Annotated in this window: 22 protein-coding genes and 1 tRNA gene; 15 read left to right on the top strand and 8 right to left on the bottom strand. The window is 63.7% G+C overall.

Going from position 1 to position 22921, the window contains the following annotated elements; translation table 11 throughout:
- Positions 1-174: 174 nt before the first annotated feature.
- The 11 genes from waaF (at position 175) to ACTHNZ_RS21180 (ending at position 9549) form a co-directional block, all read left to right on the top strand.
- A complete protein-coding gene (gene waaF / locus ACTHNZ_RS21230) occupies positions 175-1209 on the top strand; it encodes a lipopolysaccharide heptosyltransferase II (protein ID WP_440544555.1) in 1035 nt (344 codons plus the stop codon).
- A gap of 157 nt (positions 1210-1366) precedes the next feature.
- The gene (locus ACTHNZ_RS21225) at positions 1367-1819 is read left to right on the top strand and encodes a nuclear transport factor 2 family protein (RefSeq protein WP_440544554.1); all 453 of its coding nucleotides are present in this window, start codon (positions 1367-1369) and stop codon (positions 1817-1819) included.
- Positions 1820-1871: 52 nt separating this feature from the next.
- Positions 1872-2924, top strand: a complete 1053-nt coding sequence (locus ACTHNZ_RS21220) for a YheT family hydrolase (protein WP_440544553.1) — start codon at positions 1872-1874, stop codon at positions 2922-2924.
- The gene (locus ACTHNZ_RS21215; RefSeq protein ID WP_440544552.1) at positions 2917-3504 is read left to right on the top strand and encodes a DUF2946 family protein; all 588 of its coding nucleotides are present in this window, start codon (positions 2917-2919) and stop codon (positions 3502-3504) included. Before ACTHNZ_RS21220 ends, ACTHNZ_RS21215 begins: the two co-directional genes overlap by 8 nt.
- A 161-nt stretch (positions 3505-3665) precedes the next feature.
- Positions 3666-4388, top strand: coding sequence for a GntR family transcriptional regulator (locus ACTHNZ_RS21210; protein WP_440544551.1), 723 nt, complete (start codon positions 3666-3668; stop codon positions 4386-4388).
- A gap of 92 nt (positions 4389-4480) precedes the next feature.
- Positions 4481-5794 carry an MFS transporter gene (locus ACTHNZ_RS21205; protein WP_440544550.1) on the top strand — a complete coding sequence of 438 codons (1314 nt, stop codon included), beginning with the start codon at positions 4481-4483 and terminating at the stop codon, positions 5792-5794.
- Complete coding sequence (locus ACTHNZ_RS21200; protein ID WP_440544549.1) at positions 5791-6678, top strand: amidohydrolase family protein; 888 nt, start codon at positions 5791-5793, stop codon at positions 6676-6678. The genes ACTHNZ_RS21205 and ACTHNZ_RS21200 overlap by 4 nt, the downstream gene beginning before the upstream one ends.
- Positions 6679-6790: 112 nt before the next feature.
- Positions 6791-7270 (top strand): cyclic pyranopterin monophosphate synthase MoaC, encoded by a 480-nt coding sequence (gene moaC / locus ACTHNZ_RS21195; RefSeq protein ID WP_440544548.1) that lies wholly within the window; start codon positions 6791-6793, stop codon positions 7268-7270.
- Between the two features lie 96 nt (positions 7271-7366).
- Positions 7367-7576, top strand: a complete 210-nt coding sequence (locus tag ACTHNZ_RS21190) for a hypothetical protein (protein WP_430362849.1) — start codon at positions 7367-7369, stop codon at positions 7574-7576.
- A 569-nt stretch (positions 7577-8145) separates the two neighbouring features.
- Positions 8146-8298: a hypothetical protein gene (locus tag ACTHNZ_RS21185; protein ID WP_440544547.1), complete on the top strand. Its 153-nt coding sequence runs from the start codon at positions 8146-8148 to the stop codon at positions 8296-8298.
- 3 nt (positions 8299-8301) lie between these two features.
- Entirely contained in the window at positions 8302-9549 is a 1248-nt protein-coding gene (locus tag ACTHNZ_RS21180) for an MFS transporter (protein WP_440544546.1), read from the top strand.
- Positions 9550-9604: 55 nt separating this feature from the next.
- On the opposite strand, the gene ACTHNZ_RS21175 is transcribed toward ACTHNZ_RS21180, so the two are convergent.
- The 8 genes from ACTHNZ_RS21175 to recA all read right to left on the bottom strand — a co-directional run bounded on the left by ACTHNZ_RS21175 (position 9605) and on the right by recA (position 17873).
- Positions 9605-11392, bottom strand: a complete 1788-nt coding sequence (locus tag ACTHNZ_RS21175; RefSeq protein ID WP_440544545.1) for a Wzy polymerase domain-containing protein — start codon at positions 11390-11392, stop codon at positions 9605-9607.
- 99 nt (positions 11393-11491) lie between these two features.
- Entirely contained in the window at positions 11492-12079 is a 588-nt protein-coding gene (locus ACTHNZ_RS21170) for a pilin (protein ID WP_440544544.1), read from the bottom strand.
- Between the two features lie 129 nt (positions 12080-12208).
- Positions 12209-12940, bottom strand: a complete 732-nt coding sequence (locus ACTHNZ_RS21165; RefSeq protein WP_440544556.1) for a TerC family protein — start codon at positions 12938-12940, stop codon at positions 12209-12211.
- A 204-nt stretch (positions 12941-13144) separates the two neighbouring features.
- Positions 13145-14026 carry a succinate--CoA ligase subunit alpha gene (sucD, locus tag ACTHNZ_RS21160; RefSeq protein ID WP_115532401.1) on the bottom strand — a complete coding sequence of 294 codons (882 nt, stop codon included), beginning with the start codon at positions 14024-14026 and terminating at the stop codon, positions 13145-13147.
- Between the two features lie 105 nt (positions 14027-14131).
- Positions 14132-15298, bottom strand: coding sequence for an ADP-forming succinate--CoA ligase subunit beta (gene sucC / locus ACTHNZ_RS21155; RefSeq protein WP_440544543.1), 1167 nt, complete (start codon positions 15296-15298; stop codon positions 14132-14134).
- A complete protein-coding gene (locus ACTHNZ_RS21150; protein ID WP_440544542.1) occupies positions 15295-16029 on the bottom strand; it encodes a DUF2889 domain-containing protein in 735 nt (244 codons plus the stop codon). Before ACTHNZ_RS21150 ends, sucC begins: the two co-directional genes overlap by 4 nt.
- Before the next feature lie 244 nt (positions 16030-16273).
- On the bottom strand, positions 16274-16792 hold the full coding sequence (gene recX / locus ACTHNZ_RS21145) for a recombination regulator RecX (RefSeq protein ID WP_440544541.1): 519 nt from the start codon (positions 16790-16792) through the stop codon (positions 16274-16276).
- Positions 16793-16799: 7 nt separating this feature from the next.
- Positions 16800-17873 carry a recombinase RecA gene (recA, locus tag ACTHNZ_RS21140; protein WP_440544540.1) on the bottom strand — a complete coding sequence of 358 codons (1074 nt, stop codon included), beginning with the start codon at positions 17871-17873 and terminating at the stop codon, positions 16800-16802.
- 307 nt (positions 17874-18180) lie between these two features.
- Between recA and ACTHNZ_RS21135 the strand changes: the two genes are divergently transcribed.
- The 4 genes from ACTHNZ_RS21135 (at position 18181) to ACTHNZ_RS21120 (ending at position 22715) form a co-directional block, all read left to right on the top strand.
- Entirely contained in the window at positions 18181-18984 is an 804-nt protein-coding gene (locus ACTHNZ_RS21135; RefSeq protein ID WP_440544539.1) for a response regulator, read from the top strand.
- Between the two features lie 103 nt (positions 18985-19087).
- The gene (locus tag ACTHNZ_RS21130; protein WP_440544538.1) at positions 19088-20632 is read left to right on the top strand and encodes a sensor histidine kinase N-terminal domain-containing protein; all 1545 of its coding nucleotides are present in this window, start codon (positions 19088-19090) and stop codon (positions 20630-20632) included.
- Between the two features lie 239 nt (positions 20633-20871).
- Positions 20872-22530: an MFS transporter gene (locus ACTHNZ_RS21125; protein WP_440544537.1), complete on the top strand. Its 1659-nt coding sequence runs from the start codon at positions 20872-20874 to the stop codon at positions 22528-22530.
- Positions 22531-22638: 108 nt separating this feature from the next.
- Positions 22639-22715 (top strand) — tRNA-Met (locus ACTHNZ_RS21120).
- Positions 22716-22921: the final 206 nt, after the last annotated feature.

Below are 22921 nucleotides of genomic sequence, written 5' to 3'. Positions count from 1 at the left end.
TTTTTCTGCGTTTTTACAGGACCCGGCGGGCGCTACGGCCCACGGGGCGGTTTCCCGCGGCCGGCGGCAGCGGCGGGCCGTTTGCCGCCCGCGGCCGGGCGACGCTCCTCGCTCAATCGCCGAATGCGGTGCGCGCCGCGCGCCGCGATTGCCTTTCTCCCGGATACCACACTGATGCGTCGCGCGTTGGTTATCGCACCGAATTGGATCGGTGACGCGTTGATGGCGCAGCCGCTGTTCACGCTGCTCAAGCAACTCCATCCGCGCATCGTCATCGACGCGCTGGCCCCCACGTGGGTCGCGCCCGTGCTCGAGCGGATGCCCGAGATCAGCGACGTGCACGCCACCGACCTCGCGCACGGCAAGCTGCAGCTCGTGCGGCGCTGGCAACTCGCGGGCGATCTCCGCGAAAACGGGTATGACGCGGCCTATGTCCTGCCCAATTCGGCCAAATCGGCCCTGATTCCGTGGCTGGCCGGCATTCGCCTGCGGATCGGCTATACGGGCGAAGGCCGCGTCGGGCTGCTCAACGTCCGGCATCCGAATCCGAACAAGCGCGAACGCGCGCCAATGGTGCCGCACTATGCCGCGCTCGCCTACACGCCGGGCGCCGACGTGCCGGATCTGGCGTCGCGCCTGCGGATGCCGCACCTCGAGGCCGATCCCAACGAGTCGGTACGTGTCTCGACGCGTTTTCATCTGGACACACGCGTGCCGCTCCTCGTGTTCTGCCCCGGCGCCGAATACGGGACCGCCAAGCGCTGGCCCGCCGAGCATTTCGCCGCGCTCGCGCGGATGGTCGGCCAATCGTTCCCGTACACGCAAATCGTCTCGCTCGGCTCGGGTAAGGATGCCCCGCTCGCACAGGCCATCGCGGCCGAAGCACCGAACGTGCGCAACCTGTGCGGGCAGACGTCGCTCGGGGAAGCGTGCGCGCTGATCGCGCGCGCCGGGGCCGTCGTCAGCAACGATTCGGGCTTGATGCACGTTGCCGCCGCGCTGCGCCGGCCGCTCGTCGCCATCTACGGATCGAGCGATCCGCGCCACACGCCGCCGTTATCCGACTTCGCGAAGGTACAATGGCTGCATCTCGAGTGCAGTCCTTGCTTTGCGCGCGAGTGCCCGCTCGGCCATCTGCGCTGTCTGCGCGAGTTGTCGCCGGAGCAAGTATTCGCCGATTTGCGCGCCATGCTGCTCGGCGAGCGCTGACGCACGGAAGGCCCCGCGCCTTTATGCGTTCATTGACTCGTGGGCACCGCACGCCGAGCCGGAGAAACCGTATCGTTCAGTCCGCCGCGCGTTGATTCGCTCGGCGGGCAGTTAGCCCGACGGCGCAAGTTTGCGCTACCTACGAGCCGAAAGAGCCATGCCACGTTTTGCACGCTTGTTCGAAGCCGCAGCCGATACGCTTAACGCGTTCTATCAGACCGTTGCCGACGGCAGCATCGATGCACTGATGGCCCTTTGGATCGACGAAGAGTTCGCGAGCTACATCCATGCGAGCGGTGCGCACTGGCACGGCGTGGATCAGATCCGGGCGGGACTCGTCGCTGCTGCCAATGCACAGACGCTGCCGAGCGCCATCGAGCCGCTCGACGTGCGGGTGTACGACAGCCTCGGCACGGTCGTCTACACGGTCGCGGAGGCGCATCGGTTCCGAGAGCCGCTTGCGCAATCGCGGATGATCTACGCAACATACGTCATGGTTCACGAGCGCGGAGAATGGCGAATCGCGCACATTCATGCGAGCCCGATGCCGGAAGACACGGCCAACGAGTTCGCCGCCAAGATTCGACACGGACAAGGCGCATTGCACTGAGCGGCCGGCGGCCGAAAGCCGGTCGCGGCGGTTAGAGGATTTGGGGACGGTCATGAGCACCACACATGACAAACCGGTTTCGTCACCGGCCGCGGGAAGCGCGGCCGCCGGCAAGTTGGTTCAGTTGCTGTACAGTCCGCCCCGATGGCTCCCCACGAGCCATGCCCAAACGATCGTGCCGGCCCTCTTCGCGCGCCGCCCGGCCGTCGATTACCGGCGCGAGCGCTGGAACACGCCCGACGGCGATTTCATCGACCTCGACTGGCTGGCCTATCCGCCCGGCGAAACGGCTGGGCCGCCGCCGGACGCCCCACTCTTCGTCCTGTTTCACGGGCTCGAAGGCAGTTCCGATTCGCATTACGCTCGCGTGCTGATGGCCTCGGCGCGCGCGCTGGGGTGGCATGGTGTCGTCCCGCATTTTCGCAGTTGCAGCGGTCCGCTGAATCTTGCCCCGCGGTTCTACCATTTGGCCGATAGCGCCGAAGTCGATTGGGTATTGCGCCGTCTGCATGCTTCGCACCGCGGCCCCATCGTCGTGGCCGGTGTCTCCCTCGGGGGCAACGTGCTGCTGCGCTGGCTCGGCGAACGCGGCGCGGATGCCGCGTTCGTGGCGGCAGCGGCAGCCATCTCGACGCCGCTCGACGTGCATGCGGGCGGCCGCGCGCTCTCGCAGGGCTTCGCGCTCGTTTATACGATGAGTTTTTTGAAGACGCTCAAGCGCAAAGCGCTGAGCAAGCTAGAGCAGTATCCTGGGCTCTTCGATCGCGACGCGATGCTGGCGTGCCGGACGATGTACGAATACGACAATGTCGTCACGGCGCCGCTGCATGGATTTCGCAATACCGAGGAGTATTGGACGCGCGCGACGACGCGGCCGCTGTTGCCCGACGTCGTCGTGCCGACCCTGGTGCTCAACGCGCGCAACGATCCCTTCCTGCCGAGCGCGGCGCTGCCCACTCGCGCCGAAGTCTCGCCCGCAATCGAACTCGATCAGCCCGAGGCGGGCGGACACGTCGGATTCATGACGGGGCCGTTTCCGGGCCGCATCGATTGGCTACCGCAGCGCGTGTTCAATTTTCTGGAGCCATTCGCACACAATGGATGACATCGTCAAAGCCGCACTGGCCAAATGGCCCAACGTCCCGCATTGCACGGGCTGGCTGCTGCTCGATCGGCGCGGCCAATGGCGGATGCGCGACGAGGGAGCCCAAGCGCGCGGCGAGCTCGGCACACCGATCCGGCACGCGGCGCTGATCGGCTTCATCGAACGCAATTACGAGTGTGACGACGGCGGCTGCTGGTACTTTCAGAACGGGCCGCAGCGCGTGTATGTGGAGCTCGCCTATACGCCCTGGATCGTGCGGCTCTCACTGCCCGAGGCGGGTTCGCCCACGTTGGTCGATCAGACGGACAACGCATTCACACCGACGACGGTGCTCGTCGACGACGAAGGCGGCGTACTGTTCGCCGACGGCGCCGCGCCCCGGCGCGTGGCCGCGCTGCACGATCACGATCTCGATCTTTTCGCGGGGTTGGCCACCCTCGACAACGACGGGTCGTCGGGCACATTCGCTTGGCGAGCCGATAACGCACTCACCATCGAGACCGTCCGGCGCGTCGACGTTCCGGGGCGTTTCGGCTTTGTAGCGAGCCCGGCCGCCAGCAAAGCCCACCCCGTCGGCTGAGTCGCTCGGTACACAGGCGGCTGCAGGTACTCCGCTTCCACGCCGTCCAAATGTCCAAGTGAGGGGTATACCCCCATTTCGTGGTCGTTCGATTCATATAAACATGTATATGACTAGTTGATTCATCACCCCCGCCATCCGTTCTCTCGGGAAGACCGCCTATGCAAGCCGACAACCGCCTCCCACGCTACCAGCGGCTACGCGACGAGCTTGCCGCCCAGATCGGCGAGCACCGCTGGCGTCCCGGCGAGGCGATTCCGACGGAGCAGGAGCTATCGCGCACCTACGGCGTTGCGGTCGGCACGGTGCGCAAGGCTGTCGATCAGCTCGTCGCCGAGGGCATGTTGGAGCGCTTTCAAGGTCGAGGCACGTTCGTGCGGCGGGCGAGTTTCGACGGATCGTTGTTTCGCTTCTTTCGCTTCCAGAACCGCCGCGGCGAACGGCGGATTCCCACGAGCCGGATTTTGATGCGCGAAGTCGTGTCGGCGCCTTCGGCCGTCAGCGCCGCGTTGCAAGTCGACGCCGACGCGCGCGTCATCCACATGTCGCGATTGCGGCTCGTCGACGACCATCCGATTCTCGCCGAGGAAATCTGGCTCCCGTACGAGCGCTTCGCCGCGTTTGCGAAGTTGCCGACTGAAGACATCGGCGATCTGCTCTATCCCGTCTACGAAGCGCATTGCAATCAGGTGATCGCATCCGCCAACGAAACGCTGACCGTCGAGACGGTCGACGTCATGCACGGGCGCTTGCTGCGGATCGAATCCGGCACGCCCGTCGTCGTCATCGAGCGGCTCGCGTTCGGATACGACCGGCGGCCGCTCGAATGGCGGCGCTCGCGCGGGCCCGCCAGCGAATTCGTTTATCAGGTCGAAATTCGTTAGGCAGCGCAGGCCAGCGCGTCGCATACCCCTAGGCTGTTTTTGGCATTCACGCGAACGATATGGCGTCGCATCGTGCCGTCAGGAGACCCGAGATGTTCAGTTGGTTCAAGGAAATTTCAGCAAGCGAACGCCGCACGTTCTGGGCGTGCTTCGGCGGCTGGGCGCTCGACGCGCTCGACGTGCAGATCTTCAGTCTCGTGATTCCGGCGATCATCGCCGAATGGGCCATCGGCAAAACCGAGGCCGGGCTGGTCAGCGGCGCGACGCTCATCGCATCGGCGCTCGGCGGCTGGATCGCGGGCGCGCTGGCCGACCGCATCGGCCGTGTCCGCACCCTGCAGTTGACCGTCGCGTTCTTTTCGGTGTTCACGTTCGCCTGCGCGTTCGCACACGATTTCGAGCAGTTCATCGTGCTCAAGACACTGCAAGGACTCGGATTCGGCGGCGAATGGGCGGCCGGTGCCGTGCTGATGGCCGAATCGATTCGCTCGAATCACCGGGGCAAGGCGATGGGCACGGTCCAAAGCGCGTGGGCTGTCGGCTGGGCCGCCGCGGTCCTGCTCTACACCGTCATGTTCTCGCTGATGCCCGGCGCCGTCGCATGGCGTGCGATGTTCGGCGTGGGCCTGCTCCCGGCATTGCTCGTCCTTTATCTTCGCCGCGGCGTGCCCGAGCCTGCCGCGCCGGTGCCACGCAGCGCGCTGTCCGCCGAGCGTGGGAATCAGGATGCCGCGCCCGCAAAAGGCCTGCCGTTCCTCGACATCTTCTCGCCGCGCGTGCTGCGCATGACGCTCATCGGCGCGCTGCTCGGCGTCGGCGCGCATGGCGGCTACTACGCGTTGATGACTTGGCTGCCCACGTACCTGAAGACCGAGCGCCACCTGTCCGTGCTCGGCACGGGCGGCTATCTCGCGGTCATCATCGTCGCGTTCTTTTGCGGGTGCTTGGCCAGCGCGCAGCTGCTCGACCGGATTGGCCGCCGCAGCACCATCTTGCTGTTTTCGATCGCGTGCGTCTGCACGGTGCTCGTCTATCTGTTCGTGCCGCTGACGAACGGTGCCATGCTCGTCGTCGGCTTTCCGCTCGGCTTTTTCGCCGCGGGCATTCCGGCCAGCATGGGCGCGCTGTTCAACGAACTCTATCCGCGCGGCATGCGCGGCACCGGCGTCGGCTTCTGCTACAACTTCGGACGGGTGGTGTCGGCGGGATTCCCGGTGATGGTCGGCCATCTCGCCAAGACGACGACACTCGGCTTCGCGATCGGCACCGACGCCGCTGCCGCTTATGCGATCGTCGTATTGGCGGTGTTGATGCTGCCCGAGACGCGGGGCCGAACGCTCGGCGAAAGCGTGCCCGATGCGGCGGATCATCGCCCTGCGGCGGATATGGAAGCTGTGCGACGGTGACTGCCCCGAGTACTCGCCATGCGGAGGCGGCGGTGCCCGCAGTCGGCGCCATCACCGCGATCGACACTCACGCTCACGTGTTTTCGCGCGACTTGCCGCTCGTGGAAGGTCGCCGGTACGCGCCGGCGTACGACGCCACACTCTCGCTTTACCTCGCGCAGCTCGATGCGCACGGCGTTTCGCACGGCGTACTCGTGCAGCCGAGCTTTCTCGGGGCCGACAACCGGTGCCTCTTGCAGGCCATCGCTAGCGCCCCGCATCGGCTGAAGGGCATCGCCGTGATCGATCCCTCGGCCGTCGCGGCCGATCCAAGTCAGCTCGATGTTTTGGCGCGCAGCGGCGTCGTCGGCATTCGAATCAATCTGTTCGGGCTGCCGGATCCCGACTTTGCGAGTGACGCCTGGCAGGCGACGCTGCCCAAGATCGCCGCGCTCGGCTGGCAGATCGAGGTGCATTGCGAAGCCGAGCGGCTATCGAACATCGTCGGGCCCTTACTGTTGCGAACCGAGCACGCGATCGACATCGTCGTCGATCACTTTGGCAGGCCCCGGCCGGCACTCGGCATCGACGACCCCGGCTTTCGCTACTTGTTGACGCTCGGCCGCACCCGCCGAGTGTGGGTCAAGGTATCGGCCGCCTACCGCAACGCCACCCCGGCACGAGCGAACTCCGGCGAACGCGCGGCGCTGGCCGCCATGCCGTTGCTCGAAAGCGCCTTCGGCCTGGATCGGCTAGTCTGGGGCAGCGATTGGCCGCACACTCAGCATGAGGCTGCCGAGCGCTACGATTCGGCTTACGCGACGGCGTTGAAGTTGCTGCCTACCGAGCGCGAGCGGCAGGCCGTGCTCGTGGAAACGCCCGCACGGCTGTTCCGCTTCGTTTGAGGGCGAAATACGGGCGAATGCGCGTTTATGCTTGCGGTGCTTGCCGATCCAACGCGCCGCCGATCGAGCCGGCAGCGGCTGCTAAGATAGGCGCCCATCGAAGGAGCAGGAAATGCCTGAATTGACCCATTTCGACGCGTCCGGCCAAGCGCATATGGTCGACGTCGGCGGCAAGGACGAAACGAAACGGATCGCCGTCGCCCGCGGCTCGATCCGCATGAAGCCCGAGACCTTTGCACTGATCCGCGATGGACACGCGAAGAAAGGCGACGTGATCGGCGTTGCGAGAATCGCGGCGATTCAAGGCGCGAAACGCACGGCGGATCTCATTCCGCTTTGCCACCCGCTCGCTCTCACGCGCGTCGCCGTGGAGTTCGCGCTCGACGAAGCGCTGCCCGGCGTGCATTGCACCGTCCAAGTGGAAACGCTCGGCCGCACCGGGGTGGAGATGGAAGCGCTGACGGCCGTGCAGATCGGGCTGCTGACCGTCTATGACATGTGCAAGGCGGTCGATCGGGGGATGACGATCACCGATGTGCGGGTAATGGAAAAGCACGGGGGGAAATCCGGAGATTGGGTCGCGCAGGGTTAAGGGCCGGTTGCCACTGCAACGACTATCCATTGCCACGCGGAAACGCTATGCGTCCAGCCATCGCGCCGTGGCACCTCGAAAGCAGGTAGCACTCGCATGAACTGGATTCTTGACCGTATCGCCCTGGTCCTGACCGCCATTGCGTGCGCATTGGGTGCGTGGGCCTTCTATCATTACACTGGGCAGTGGTCTGGGCCGATCATCATGACTATCGTGATTGTCGGGCTGTTCGCGGAGAACCATCGGCTTCGCAAGCTACTGGCTGCGAACGGCATCGAGTCCCGGCCTCGACGGCGCAATACTTAACGCGCGTTGTGCGACCGCAGACGAACGTCGCACCGCAGCGCTGGAAAGCAACTTAGACGGGACCGTCGATCCAAGTTCAGCGCGTCCGGTGACAAGCTGTCCAGCCCTGCACGTTCGCAATCGTTTCGCACGCTCCACGGCGAAGTAGCATCGTCGTCATGAGCGATGCTGCTAGCCGCGACTAGCAGAACGTTGAGTTCCTTCGACGACAGCCCATCGATGCAGGCGACACTCGATAGCTCTGCCGTCTCTTCGTACACCCAGCCCTGTTCAAGCATGCCCCCTCGACCTTTCGGTCAGGCTGTCCTTGAGCGACTCGAACGCTCTTGGCGATTCGGCTTTGTCCGTGACGGCGGCTCCACATACTCATCCCCCCGCATCCCTGAACGGGAGATTCACAATCATTCGAGTGAAAGCCGGCACGCATAGAATGAAAACGATTTTCTCAGACAAAATAACCCGTTTAAAACGTTTTCATATTTATTCGCTTGCACTCTATAAATGAGATACATAACTTCGTGAACGAGGCGGATCTTCCGACCTCATTTAGATCATCAAGGAGAAAGGCCATGACAGAAACTTTGAGCAAGCGCGAATTCATCATTAATAGCAAGGACGAGATCAATGATTCTCAACAAGATGAAGCACTGGATTCACTTGAGCTACTATTCACCCCACTTCAAGCGAATGACCCGGTCGAGCAGTTGGTACGTCGCACGTAAGTAATGTCAACCCGGAGAACTCCGATAACGACGATCGTCGCATCTGAAGCACTTAGCACTATAGGCAGCACAACGGCCTTCACCGCGGCACCGTTGATCGCAATCACCTCGTTTGACATCACCCCGGCGCAGGTTGGTGTATTGGCGGCAGCAGGATTGGCAGCGCCGTTGATATTTGGGTTATCGGCAGGTGCGATTGCCGACCGCCTGAATTCTCGACGAGCCCTGTTGTTATGCGGCACCGTACGGCTTCTTCTCATCGCCGTCATGCCGCTCGCGTTCCAATTCAATGTGGTAAGTGTACCGGTGCTATGCGTCGTTAGCTTTGGGCTGTCGGCAATTAAACTCGTATTCGATAGCGTCATCGCTGCAATGATTCCGCGCGTGGTTGACGAACAAGACCTCGCGCGAGCCAACGGCTGGATGGAGGCAATCAATTCGGGAGCCTATGCCATTGGACCCGCTTTGGCCGGCTGGCTGACGCAAGCAATCTCACCGTCTGCTGTATATTCAGTGAGCTTGGGATTCTATCTAGCGAGTACATTGGCGCTGCGCAACGTATCGTTGCCACCTAGCGCACCTAACGAAAGCGGTTCGCATATCTCGCAAATCGTCGAAGGGATCCGAGTCTTATGCAGAAACGACATCCAGCGAACGATAGCGATCTCGGCTGGGGTGTTCAACATATTTCACAGCGCCTTCTTTACTGTGCTCGCGATCTTTCTGTTACAAGACCTGAGGCTAAGTACAAGCGTCTTCGGAACTTTAATGTCATCGGTCGCGCTCATCGGCCTATTGGCTGCCATGTACGGACCGCAGATCATCAAGAAGGTGGGCACTCGGTCGTCGTTGGTGGGATCTCTTTTGTTAATAGGGCCATTGGGAATCCCTATTGTCATGGCAGACGGCGTACCGCCTCTTGTCCAAGTTCTCATCATCGGAAGTTGCCTTGCAACATGGGACTTCCTGATAGTCATGCACCTCATTGTCGAGCAGACGCTGCGCCAACTGACGGTACACGCGCGCCACCTCGCCCGTATCACGGCAACCACCCGCTTCATCAGTTGGGGGGGTGACCCGATCGGTGCACTTCTCGGCGGCTTCGTTGCTGCTTCATGGGTAGGGACAAGGGGCACACTCGTCATTTGTCTGCTTGGGTTCGTTGCCGCAGCCGCAGTACTTCTAACCTCGAGGAGCATCCGGGGATTGCACAGCGACGATGATTTAGCAAAGGCTCTCTCCGGGCGGTGATGGCCCTTAATCGGTCGCCCGCTGGAAACCGCTCGTCGATCGTTCCGTTCCCCCCTCAATCGCTACCGTCGTCGTCCTCGTTGTCATCGGCCGGCTTCGGTGCCGGCCCATAGCGTTTGAGCAGTTCCGCCTTGAAGGCGGTGAGCTTGGGCTCGTCGTCGCAGAGCTCGTACAACGCCGATAGCTGCGAGGGCCAATCGTGGAGCACGACGGCAAAAATCTTCAGCCGCTCGACGGTGTCGAACGCCTGATCCTGTTTGCCATCCAGCGCCAACAGCACCGCATATCGCCGCAACACCGTCTCGCCCGGCAACAGCGCGAGCGCCTTCTTGTGCATGTCCAGCTTCGTCTGCAAGTCGTTGCTGTCGATCGGCAGCAACGTGGACAGCCCGTACTCACCCCACGAGCCGAACAGCACCGACGGCGCGGCCCGATACTGCTCGGCCGGGTGCGCCCCGTAATAGAGCACCTCCGCGCGGCCGTAGTCGCGGTAGATCGGATGAAGCGCTGCAAAGCCACCCGCCACAATCAAAAATTGCAGCCCCATCGCGAACCGCCCAGGCACGAACGCGAGCGGCTTCGTCTCCAGAATGCCGAAGACGAACATCGCCGGCAGCAGGAAAAACATGTACTGCTGCGGATACTCCACGAGCGCGTGCATGAGCAGCGCACCGATCAGCGCAAGGCCGAAAACACGCTCCGCCGTGTGCGGCGCGCGGAGGACGCGCCACAGCCAGGCCAAAAGGCCGAGCAGTACGATAGCCAGGCCGATCGCCCCTGTCTTCGCGAGTAAATCGATGACGATGTCGTGCGAATTATTCGCGATCTCGACGTCGCCAAGCTGCTTCACGAGCTCGAACTCGAAGCGAGGAAACTCCCCCCAGCCGACGCCGAGCAACGGATGCCCCTTGAACATCGTCCAGCCGTACTTCCACATCGCGAGGCGTAGAACGAACTGCCCTTTGTCTTGGAAGCGGTGCGCGGCCGATACGTCCAGGCCAAGCTGAAAACGGACGTTGGCCCAGCGTACGCCGACATTCACCCCAACGAACAGCACGACGAGCAGGATCGGAATCATCCATTCCCGCGCGCGGCGCGGCGCGAAGCCGTTCCCGCGCGGCGCGACGAGCGCCATCCAAAATCCCGCGACGACGATGACGGCGGTCTGCAGCCAGGGCCCGCGCGATACCGTCAGCGCCTGCCCGAGCACACAAACGGCCGACACGATCGCCCACACGACGACATTCAGCCTGCGCGTCTGCACGAGATACATCGCCGCCGCGAGCGCGAACGCGATGACGGTGGCCAAGTGATTGGCTTGCGCCATATTGCCGAACGGCCGGCGGTCCGTCGTGACGTTGTAGGCCACGACGAACGGGGCAAACTTCGCTTCGGCATGGAACAACTGCACGAGCTGGCAAAACACGGCGAACAAGCCGCCGACGATCAACGCGGCCGCCATCCAGCGTAATGCCGTATCGGCCACCCCCGCGCGGGCGAACCCGTATCCGGCTTGCACGGCCATGAAGGCCGCCAACAAAAACCCAGCGCCGAGCCAAGCCATCGAAGGCTGAGCGAGCGGCAGCACGAACGTCTGCAACACGAGCAGGGCCCCGAACGCGAGCGGCACCAGCGCGACGGCCGGCATCGCAAACTGCACGCGCGGCCGCTCCCACGTCAGCATCAGCAGGACGGACGCGCCAACGAGCAGATAAAGCGACAGCGCGGTGAATTCGGCATAGAACGTGGGGATCGGGTACGTATGGTTGGTCACCGCATACGGCAGCAGCGCCGCAAAGGCCAGGGACGCGAACGACAAATAACGGGCGAATGGAGAAGTCATGAGGTTAGGGGCATCGGCAACCGGCGCACTATACAAAAATTTTCTTTCACTGTGCGTAGCCGCGTGTCGCCTCATGCGTTCTTTCCCCTCGCGATAGGCTCAGGTGCGACAGTCGGGGGGAGCCAATTCGGCCGGCAAGGTGGCTGCCACGAGCGGCAGCGGGCCTGCACCCGGTGCCGGCAGCGACGATGCCTGCTTGCCCGAAGCGAAGCATTCCCAGGTCAATGCGCCGCCGAGCACGACGCCCGATTCGAGCGGGATACGCGACGTCGGCGGATCCGACGTATCGGGCAAAGACGGAACGAGCACCAAGGTGTCGCGCCCTGGCGGTGCCACGCGCGCCGTGTAACGAATCGAAATTTCACCCGTTGCATCGTCGATAACGATGGCCTCGACGTTGCGCGTGCCAGGCGGCGCCACGTAGCCGCCGCCGAGCACCTCACCCGCGGCGGCATTCTCGGCGACCGCAAGGCGCGCGCCTGACACGAGCGACAGCCCTTCCCCAACGCGGCTGCGAGCGAGGTAATTCTGGTACGCCGGCACCGCGTAAGCGGCGACGATACCGACGATCGCGAGCACGATCATCAGTTCGATCAGCGTGAAGCCGAGCCTCGCACGGTGCGGGGGGCGGTACGTTACGGTACCGGACAGAAAACGACGGGCAACAGCAACAATGGCAGCGGACATCGGCGGATACGCTCCTCGAACGACGGCCCACCAAGGAACGGGCGAGCAACGGAGAGCAAGCGTATCGGCAAGGACGCGGCGAGGGCAGTCGGCCGAACGGCCAGGTCCTTAGAGAATCGCGCCGACATATCAGTGCGTACCGCGCGACCCCGAAGCGCCGGCTGCCTCCCGCCGCAGCGTGCGCCGCCTGAGCCAGTACCCGACGAGCACGACCAGTAGCGCCCCGGCGACGTGCGCACCGTACTCGGCGGCCGGCGCATCGAGCAGCGGCCAGCGGTCGCCGGCCGGATCGTTGATGATGAGCCCGCCCGCGATCCAGCCGAGCAAGGCGGCGCCCAAGGTGACGATGACCGGAAAGCGGTCGAGCATGCGCAGCACGAGCGTGCTGCCCCAAACGATCAACGGGATGCTCACGATCAGGCCGAAGATGACGAGCGCGATGCGGTGCTCGGGATCGGCCGTCTCGGCCGCCCCTGCGATGGCGATGACGTTGTCGAGACTCATGACGGCGTCCGCCACGATGATCGTCTTGATCGCCGCGAGCAGCTTGTCGGCAGGCTTGATGTTTTCGTGGACATCATGCGCGGGCGCCATCAGGCGTACGCCGATCCAGAGCAGCAGCAGCCCGCCGCCGAACTTCAGGAACGGCACGTCGAGCAGCGCGACGGCGAACGCGATGAGCACGACCCGCAACACGATTGCACCCGCGGTTCCCCACAATACACCCTGCATCCGCTGCGACGCGGGCAGCTTGCGGCAGGCCAGCGCGATCACGACGGCATTGTCGCCACCGAGCAGAATGTCGATCACGACGATCTGAAAAACCGCCGGCCAGTGAAGCGTCGCGAAGAAATCGAGCATAGTGTTGAACATTGGGGCAATTGCCGTTCCAGGGAATTCAGAGAAAGCGCGCTGCGACGGCGATAAAAAAGCGAGGGAGCATGACTTGCTCCCTCGCTTTTTGCGTCTGCCGGAAGCCTTACGAAAGAATTACGCAAGGATACCAAAAATGGCTCGCAGGCCGCGCCGCACGCTTCGGCATGCGGCGCGCCAGCGTGCGGCAACTTACAGGATGGACTTCAGCAAACGGCCCATCTCCGACGGGTTGCGCGTGACCTTGATGCCGCAGCCGTCCATGATTTCGAGCTTGGCGTCGGCCGTGTCGGCACCGCCCGAGATCAGCGCGCCGGCGTGGCCCATGCGCTTGCCCGGAGGCGCCGTTACCCCGGCGATGAAGCCGACGACGGGCTTCTTCATGTTGTCCTTGATCCAGTAAGCGGCGTTCGCTTCGTCGGGACCGCCGATCTCACCGATCATGATGACCGCATCCGTGTCCGGATCGTCGTTGAACATCTTCATGACGTCGATGTGCTTCAAGCCGTTGATCGGGTCGCCGCCGATGCCGACCGCCGACGATTGGCCGAGGCCGAGCGCCGTCAGTTGCCCCACGGCTTCATACGTCAGCGTGCCCGAACGCGACACGACGCCGATACGGCCCTTGCGGTGGATGTGACCCGGCATGATGCCGATCTTCAGTTCGTCCGGCGTGATCGTGCCCGGGCAGTTCGGTCCCAGCAGCAGCGTCTTGCGGTTTTCACGGCGCATACGATCGCGCACTTCGATCATGTCGCGAACCGGAATGCCTTCCGTGATGCAGATCGCGAGATCGAGGTCGGCCTCGACCGCTTCCCAGATTGCTGCAGCCGCGCCTGCGGGCGGGACGTAGATGACCGAGACGGTTGCGCCCGTTTCGGCCTTCGCTTCCTTCACGCTCGCGTAGATGGGAATGCCTTCGAAGTCTTCGCCGGCCTTCTTCGGGTTCACACCCGCGACGTAGGCTTCGCGGCCGTTCGCATATTCACGGCATGCGCGCGTATGGAACTGGCCGGTCTTGCCGGTGATGCCCTGCGTGATGACCTTCGTGTCTTTGTTGATCAGAATCGACATGTAATGACCTCTGTTCGTTTGGCGTCGCGTGCCGCCCCGCCCGTGCCGTGGCGCGGACCAGGGCGCTTGCGCGCCGCCATTCGGTATCCTTGATGCGATGCGCCCTTATTTGCCCGCGGCTGCCGCGACAACCTTCTGGGCCGCTTCTTCCATGCTGTCCGCCGAGATGATCGGCAGGCCGGATTCGGCGAGCATCTTCTTGCCCAGGTCTTCGTTCGTGCCCTTCATGCGCACGACGAGCGGGACGCCCAGGTTCACCGCCTTCGAACCGGCGATCACGCCTTCCGCGATCACGTCGCAGCGCATGATGCCGCCGAAGATGTTCACGAGGATCGCCTTCAGGCCCGGGTTCTTCAGCATCAGCTTGAACGCTTCCGTGACCTTCTCGGTCGTCGCGCCACCGCCGACGTCGAGGAAGTTCGCGGGCTCGCCGCCGAACAGCTTGATCGTGTCCATCGTCGCCATCGCGAGACCGGCACCGTTCACGAGGCAGCCGATGTTGCCGTCGAGCGAGATGTAGGCCAGGTCGAACTTCGACGCTTCGACTTCAGCCGGATCTTCTTCGTCGAGATCGCGGTACGCGACGATTTCCGGGTGACGGAACAGCGCGTTCGAATCGAAGTTGAACTTGGCGTCGAGTGCGATCACCTTGCCGTCGCCGGAAACGTTCAGCGGGTTGATTTCCGCCAGCGATGCGTCGGTTTCCCAGAAAGCCTTGTACAGACCTTGCAGGATCGCGCGCGCTTGCGGAATCGAAGCTGCCGGCACGCCGATCTTCGCGGCGAGGTCGTCTGCCTGCGCGTCGAGCAGGCCCGTCGACGGCTCGACGATGACCTTGTGGATCAGTTCCGGGTGCTTTTCGGCGACTTCTTCGATGTCCATGCCGCCTTCGCTCGAACCCATCAGCACGATCTTCTGCGAGATGCGGTCGACGACGAGGCTGACATACAGTTCCTGCTTGATGTCCGCGCCTTCTTCGATCAGCAGGCGATTCACCTTCTGGCCTTCCGGACCGGTTTGGTGCGTCACGAGCTGCATGCCGAGGATTTGGCTCGCGTACTCGCGCACTTGCTCGAGCGACTTGGCCACCTTCACGCCACCGCCCTTGCCGCGACCGCCGGCGTGGATCTGCGCCTTGACGACCCAGACCGGGCCGCCGAGCTCTTCTGCGGCCTTGACCGCGTCATCCACCGAAAACACCGGCTTGCCGCGCGGTACCGCGACGCCGAATTTCCGCAGGATTTCCTTACCCTGGTACTCGTGAATCTTCATGCGTGATTCCCTTCAGTCTGAGAGTTGGATTGAACTTCGTAATCGCTGATTGCCTTCGAGCCGAGCGCCCCGAGCTTCGCCGTTCGATTCACCGGCGCCTGTGCCGGGTTCGCCGATCCGTCGCTCGCTGCAAGGCCGCGCGGGACATGACCGTACCAGCGCGGATAAAAGCGCTGCACCGCTTCGCCGTCGAACCGCAGCGCGTGGCAGCGGCCGAGTTGAAACGGCGGTTCGCGGTGAGCGGCTGCGCTTGCCGATGTGCGTTGCGAGGCGTGCCCCGCATCATCCCCGTCGGACATGTTCCAGACGTCGCCGGCGAACGCTTGAATCGCGGCGGTCGGCAAGACCGAGCAGAGTTCCGTGAGGTGGGTGCAGCCTGCCGTTCCGGCGAGCAAGCGCCGTGCGTGGCGGTGGAAATCGTGGAGGAGGTTGAGACCGATGAGCGCGCGGTAGGCGGGATTCGAGACTTCGCAGTGACCGGGATACGGCACCGATTCCGACGACGCCTCGGCGTCGACGATGGTGAGCTTGCGGTCGATAGTGATGCGAAGCCAGAGTTCATGGATCGGTAGGCCCTTGGGCCGGACACCGGGCGCCAGTGCAACATCGCGCGGCTTATGATCGGTCAGACACGCCTCGATATCCCACAAGCCGTCGTCACGCTCGTAGGCTTCCGCTCTGATTGCGCGGCGATGGCGCAACTGGCGGGCAACGGGCGGGGAAAGCGGCATGCGAGGGGAACGGCTAGAGAGGAAAACTCAGGGATTTTACCATACTGGTTATTTGAGACGCCGGCAGGACCCGTGGCGGCATCGCGCGGGAGCAAGCGATGCGTCGATGGCGCAGCGAGCGCACTGAGCGATCACTGAGCGATTTCTGAGCGATTTGGCAGGCGCGCAACGAGTCGACGCGCTTCGGTCGACGCGAAGCAGATGCCATGGCGAGGACCGGAGAAAGCGTGGCGCAGACACGCGGTTAGTCGTCGCTCCAGTGGTCGTCGCCTTTCAGAATCTGTGAAATCGTCGCACTCGAAAATCCGCGCATCGCAAGAAAGCGCGCCTGCTTCGCGCGCTCGGCGGGCGATTGCGGAAGCTGGCCGAACTTCTTTAGCCACACGGCTTGCGCGCGGGCGCGCTCGGTCTCGCGCAGTTTCGAGCCGACCGAGTCGATCAGAGTATCGTCGAGCCCATGTTGACGCAGCTCTCCGACGATGCGGTTCGTCCCCATGCGGGCCGAGCGCCGATTCATGATGCTCTCGGCAAAGCGTGCATCGGATAGCCAGCCCTCGCGCTCGAGCGTATCGAGGAGCGGATCGAGCACGTCGCCTTCTTCGAGGAAGGGGGCCAGCTTGCGGATGAGCTCGGCGCGGCTGTACTCGCGCCGGGAGAGGTAATCGATCGCTCGCATTTTCAGCGAGCGAGTAGGCCGGCGCGAACGGCCGGCCTCGGAAGAGGATGACGACGCATCGGGCGCCGCCCGCCCTTTTCGTATCACGCGCGGCTTACTCTTCTTCGCCGGCTACTTCGACGTCGCCGCCAGCGCTCGCCGGCATCGCGTTGACACCGAGCGACTCACGGATCCGATTTTCGATTTCGCGTGCGATATCGGGATTCTCGCGCAGGAATTCGCGCGCGTTGTCCTTGCCTTGGCCGATCCGTTCGCCGCTGTAGCTGTACCAAGCCCCGGCTTTATCGACGATCTTTGCTTGCACGCCGAGATCGATGATCTCGCCCTGCCGCGAAATACCTTCACCGTAAAGGATGTCGAAAATCGCTTCGCGGAACGGCGGCGACACCTTGTTCTTCACGACCTTCACGCGCGTTTCGTTGCCGATCACTTCATCGTTCTTCTTGATCGAGCCGATACGGCGGATGTCGAGCCGCACCGAAGCGTAGAACTTCAGCGCGTTGCCGCCCGTCGTGGTTTCCGGGTTGCCGAACATCACGCCGATCTTCATCCGGATCTGGTTGATGAAGATGACGAGGCAGTTCGTGCGCTTGATCGTGCCCGTCAGCTTGCGCAGCGCCTGCGACATCAGGCGTGCCTGCAAGCCCGGCAGCGAATCGCCCATTTCGCCTTCGATTTCGGCCTTCGGCACGAGCGCCGCCACCGAATCGATGACGATCATGTCGATCGAGCCCGAGCGCACGAGCGCATCGGCGATTTCGAGCGCCTGTTCGCCCGTATCGGGCTGCGAAACGAGCAGATCGCCGACGTTCACGCCGAGCTTCTGGGCGTATTGAATGTCGAGCGCGTGCTCGGCATCGATGAACGCCGCGGTGCCGCCGAGCTTTTGCATCTCGGCGATGACTTGCAGCGTCAGCGTGGTCTTACCCGACGATTCCGGCCCGTAGATTTCCACCACGCGCCCGCGCGGCAAGCCGCCGACGCCGAGTGCGATGTCGAGGCCCAGCGAGCCCGTCGACACCACTTGGATATCCTCGACTACCTCGCCATCGCCGAGCCGCATGACCGACCCTTTGCCGAACTGCTTTTCGATCTGCGCGAGCGCAGCGGCGAGCGCCTTGCTCTTTTCAGCCGTCAGTCCAGCCGAGCCTTTCTTGCTTTCTTCCATGAATCGTCCTTTGCTATGATGAGCGGGCGTCTGCGGCGGGCGGGCCGGACAACGAAGCGCTGATGGCGGCCACGATGGCGGCCTTCCTTCGATCACGCTGTGCACTGCTGCCGGCTGGCGCTCGAAACGCAGATACTGTATAAAAAAACAGGGTTCTTTGCAAGCCCGATGCGGGCGGATTTGCGCGGCGGCAACGAAGCATCGGTGCAGCGCCTTCCGAAAGCCTCCCGCGTCGGTTCCATACGAGAACACGGAGACACCCGCCCGATACCGGCACGAACGCGCCGGGCCGGCCGCGCGGCGCATCATGCGAATACTCATTGCCGAAGACGACAGCATACTCGCGGACGGCCTCGTCCGATCACTCCGCCAATCGGGCTATGCCGTCGATCACGTCAAGAGCGGAAGCGAGGCCGATGCCGCGCTGTCGATGCAGACGTTCGACCTCCTGATTCTCGATCTCGGCCTGCCGCGAATGCCGGGGCTGGAAGTGCTGCGCCGCTTGCGCGCACGCAACTCCGCCTTGCCCGTGCTGATCCTCACGGCCGTGGACAGCGTCGACGAACGCGTGAAAGGGCTCGATCTCGGCGCCGACGACTACATGAGCAAGCCGTTCCATTTGAACGAGCTCGAGGCGCGCGTGCGAGCCTTGACGCGGCGCGGCAGCGGCGGAGGGCCTACGGTCGTGCGGCACGGCTCGCTGGCCTACGATCAAGTGGGGCGCGTCGCCTCGGTGGGCGATCAAGTCCTCGAGCTGTCGGCGCGCGAGCTCGGCGTGCTCGAAGTGCTGCTGCAGCGGATCGGACGGCTCGTCTCGAAAGAGCAGCTCGTCGATCACCTCTGCGAATGGGGCGAGGAAGTCAGCAACAATGCGATCGAGGTCTACGTTCACCGTCTGCGCAAGAAGATCGAGCCGAGCGGCGTGCGCATCATTACGGTGCGCGGGCTCGGCTACTGCCTGGAGCGGCCCGTGCCTGGCGGCGCGACGCTGGGCACGGGTGCGCCCGGGGCGAGCGCCGCGGCAATCGCGGCGCCGGCAACGGCCGTCCCGAGCGTGACCGTGCCGCCTTCCCCGCACGCCGACGTTGCCGCGAACGCCCGGCCGAAATAATCCCGTCGTGACCTCTCCCGCCCCAGCGAACGGCGGCGCGCAGCACGCGCCGGGTTCGAGTCCGTCCCCGCCGCCTCCGGCGCAGCGTCCCCATGCGTCCGACGTGGAACGACCCGCCGCGCCCGTCAACCCGTTCGCGCCGCCCGACGAAACGGAGCCGGCCGCGCCGAGCCGGCCGCGCTCGCTGTTCGGCGAGATTCTCGATTGGATGCTCGCGCCGCTGCTGCTGCTCTGGCCGATGAGCATCGCGGTGACCTACCTCGTCGCCAAGACGATCGCGAACGGGCCGTTCGACCGAGGCCTCGAAACCGATGCCTACGTACTCGCGCGGCAAATTCATCCGGTCAACGGCGTCGCCGCGCTGAGCTTGCCCGATGCCGCGCGCGATTTTCTGACGGGCGACAACGTCGACAAGGTCTTTTATCAGGTGATAGGCACGCACGGCGAGCTGGTGGCCGGCATACCCGACATCCCGCTGCCGAACGAGGACGATCGCCCTCAGCCCGGCCTCGTCGAGTTTCGCGACGCCACGCTGCGCGGCAACGACATCCGCATCGCTTATACGACGGTTGCACTTCCCGGCGCCGGGATCGGAAGCGAAAGCGTGAACGCGGCCGGCACGGGCACGGACAGGGAGGCGAGCGATACCCAGCCGGTGTTGATCCAAGTCGGCGAGACGCTCGACAAGCGCAGCGCACTCGCCAACGAAATCATCAAAGGCGTGATCCTGCCGCAGTTCGTGATCCTGCCGCTGGCGATCGTGCTCGTTTGGTTCGGGCTCTCGCGCGGGCTCGCGCCGCTGACGTCGCTGCAGGCGAACCTGCGCACGCGCCGGCCCGACGACCTCTCCCCGCTCGAAGCGTCGAGCGCGCCGCCCGAGATCGAGCCGCTCGTCACCTCGTTCAACGACTTGCTGACGCGGCTCGCGCAGAACATCGACTTGCAAAAACGCTTCATTGCCGATGCGGCGCATCAGATGAAGACCCCGCTGGCCGGCTTGCACATGCAAGCGGAGCTCGCGCTGCGCGACGACGTCTCGCCCGACGTGCGCCGCTCGCTCGAACAGATCGCGACGGGCGCGGATCAGGCAGCGCGGCTCGTCACACAATTGCTCGCGCTGGCGCGTGCGGAAAATCGCATGTCGGGCCAGGTCTTCACCCGCGTGGAGATGGCGCATTTGGCCCGCCTCGCCGTGCGCGACTGGGTGCGCGCGGCGCTCGCCAAGCAGATGGATCTCGGCTACGAGGGCCCGGAAGAACCCGTTTTCGTCGACGGCAATCCGGTCATGCTCAGGGAAATGCTGTCGAACGTCATCGACAATGCGATCCGCTATACGCCGGCCGGCGGCCGCATCACCGTGCGCGTCGAGCCCCGGCGCGACGCCGAACGGGTGCGGATCGAAGTCGAAGATACGGGGCCCGGGATCGCGCCGGCCGAGCGGCCGAAGGTGATCGAGCGCTTCTATCGAATCCTCGGACGAGAAGGCGACGGCAGCGGCCTCGGCCTCGCGATCGTCAGGGAGATCGCGACGATGCATGAGGGCAGCCTGACGCTCGACGATCACGTCTATCAGGAATCCCCGCGCTTGGCGGGCACGCTCGTTCGGATCGAGCTGCCGATGTCGCGAAGCACTCCGAGCTTACCCTGACGGCCGCCGGCTTGCGCCGCGGCACCGACCACCGAAAATCTCGGTTTCGGCGATGTTGACAGCAGTTGGCGCATATTTCGCGAAAAAAGAAGCGGGCGACATTCTAACGAATCGACAACGAAAATACCGTTCACGTCAGTTCGCCGTAAGTTTTCGTTCCAATAATCGTCGACGGGTGCGCGTATAGCGGGTGGAGCGGCGCCTACGAACGCAACGATCAAAATTATTGGAGACGACTCATGGCAACCCTTGGCGGGCAAATTGCGCACGCGCCGATGACGGGCGACGAAAAGCGCGTGATTTTCGCGTCGTCGCTCGGCACCGTTTTCGAGTGGTACGACTTCTATCTGGCGGGCTCGCTCGCGGCGTACATCAGCAAGAGCTTCTTCTCCGGCATCAATCCGACGGCCGCCTTCATCTTCACGCTGCTCGGCTTCGCGGCGGGGTTCGCCGTGCGTCCGTTCGGCGCGCTCGTGTTCGGCCGGCTGGGCGACATGGTGGGCCGCAAATACACGTTCTTGATCACGATCATGATCATGGGCTTGTCGACGTTCATCGTGGGCTTCCTGCCCGGTTATGCGTCGATCGGCTTTGCGTCGCCGGTCATCTTCATCGCCATGCGGCTGCTGCAGGGGCTCGCGCTCGGCGGCGAGTACGGCGGCGCGGCTACCTACGTCGCGGAGCACGCGCCCGCGCATCGGCGCGGCTACTACACGTCGTGGATTCAAACGACGGCGACGCTCGGGCTGTTCCTGTCGCTGCTCGTCATCCTGGGCGTGCGCACGGCGATGGGCGAAGAGTCGTTCGGCGCCTGGGGCTGGCGCATTCCGTTCCTGGCATCGCTGATCCTGCTCGGCATTTCGGTTTGGATTCGGCTGCAATTGAGCGAATCGCCCGCGTTCGAGCGCATCAAGGCGGAGGGCAAGACGTCGAAGGCGCCGCTGACGGAATCGTTCGGCCAGTGGAAAAACCTGAAGATCGTGATTCTCGCGCTGATCGGCCTGACGGCCGGCCAGGCGGTGGTGTGGTACACGGGCCAGTTCTACGCCCTGTTCTTCCTCACGCAAACGCTGAAGGTGGATGGTGCGAGCGCCAACATCCTGATCGCGCTGGCGCTCCTGATCGGCACGCCGTTCTTCGTATTTTTCGGCTCATTGTCGGATCGGATCGGCCGCAAGCCCGTGATCATGGTCGGCTGCCTGATCGCCGCTCTCACGTACTTCCCGCTGTTCAAGGCCCTCACACACTACGCGAACCCGGCGCTCGAAGCGGCTGAACAGAAAGCACCGATCGTCGTCATTGCGAATCCGGACGAGTGCTCGTTCCAGTTCAACCCGGTCGGCACGGCGAAGTTTACGAGCTCGTGCGACATCGCCAAGGGCGCGTTGGCGAAATCGGGCCTGAACTACGAGAACGTGGCGGCGCCGGCGGGGACACAGGCGCAGATCAAGGTCGGCGATGCCGTGGTCAACACGTACGACGGTAAGGCTGCCGATGCGAAGGATCAGGCGAAGGCCTTCGAGAAAACGCTCTCGGGCACGCTGAAGGGTGCGGGCTATCCGGCAAAGGCTGATCCGTCGCGGCTGAACTGGCCGATGACAGTGGCGATTCTCGCGCTGCTCGTCATCTACGTGACGATGGTGTATGGGCCGATTGCGGCGATGCTCGTCGAGATGTTCCCCACGCGAATCCGGTACACGTCGATGTCGCTGCCCTATCACATCGGCAACGGGTGGTTCGGCGGCTTCCTGCCGGCTACGGCGTTCGCGATCGTGGCGGCGCAGGGCAACATCTACTCGGGGCTCTGGTATCCGGTGGTGGTGGCGCTCGGCACGTTCGTAATCGGGATGCTGTTCGTCAAGGAGACGAAGGACTCGAACATCTACGCGCAGGATTGAGGCAGAGCTGGGCGGGGCGCGAGGCAGTCGTTTTTGGACGGCGCCTCGCGAGGAAGCGCACAAGGGGCTTGACAGCGCCGCCCAGCATGACCATAATCCGTTTTCTTCGGCGAATTAGCTCAGTCGGTTAGAGCGACGGAATCATAATCCGCAGGTCCGGGGTTCGAATCCCTGATTCGCCACCAAATTGAAAAAAGCCTTGTAGATCAATGGTCTACGAGGCTTTTTCTTTTGTCTGGTGTCACAGCAAGTGGCACAGATGATCAAAATTCCCCGCCTGCAACGCGACCGCCACGGCACCTACTACCTGCTGTGAACGCCGGTCTAAATCCGACACTAAACGACGGCGTCATGGAATTGAGCCGTTAAGCGACCGGGGATTGCCACGCGA

The sequence above is a fragment of the Trinickia sp. genome (genome assembly GCF_051953955.1).
GTDB lineage: Bacteria > Pseudomonadota > Gammaproteobacteria > Burkholderiales > Burkholderiaceae > Trinickia.
Note: the sequence above shows the minus strand (reverse complement) of the source record. Positions and strands in the feature narration are given on the sequence as shown.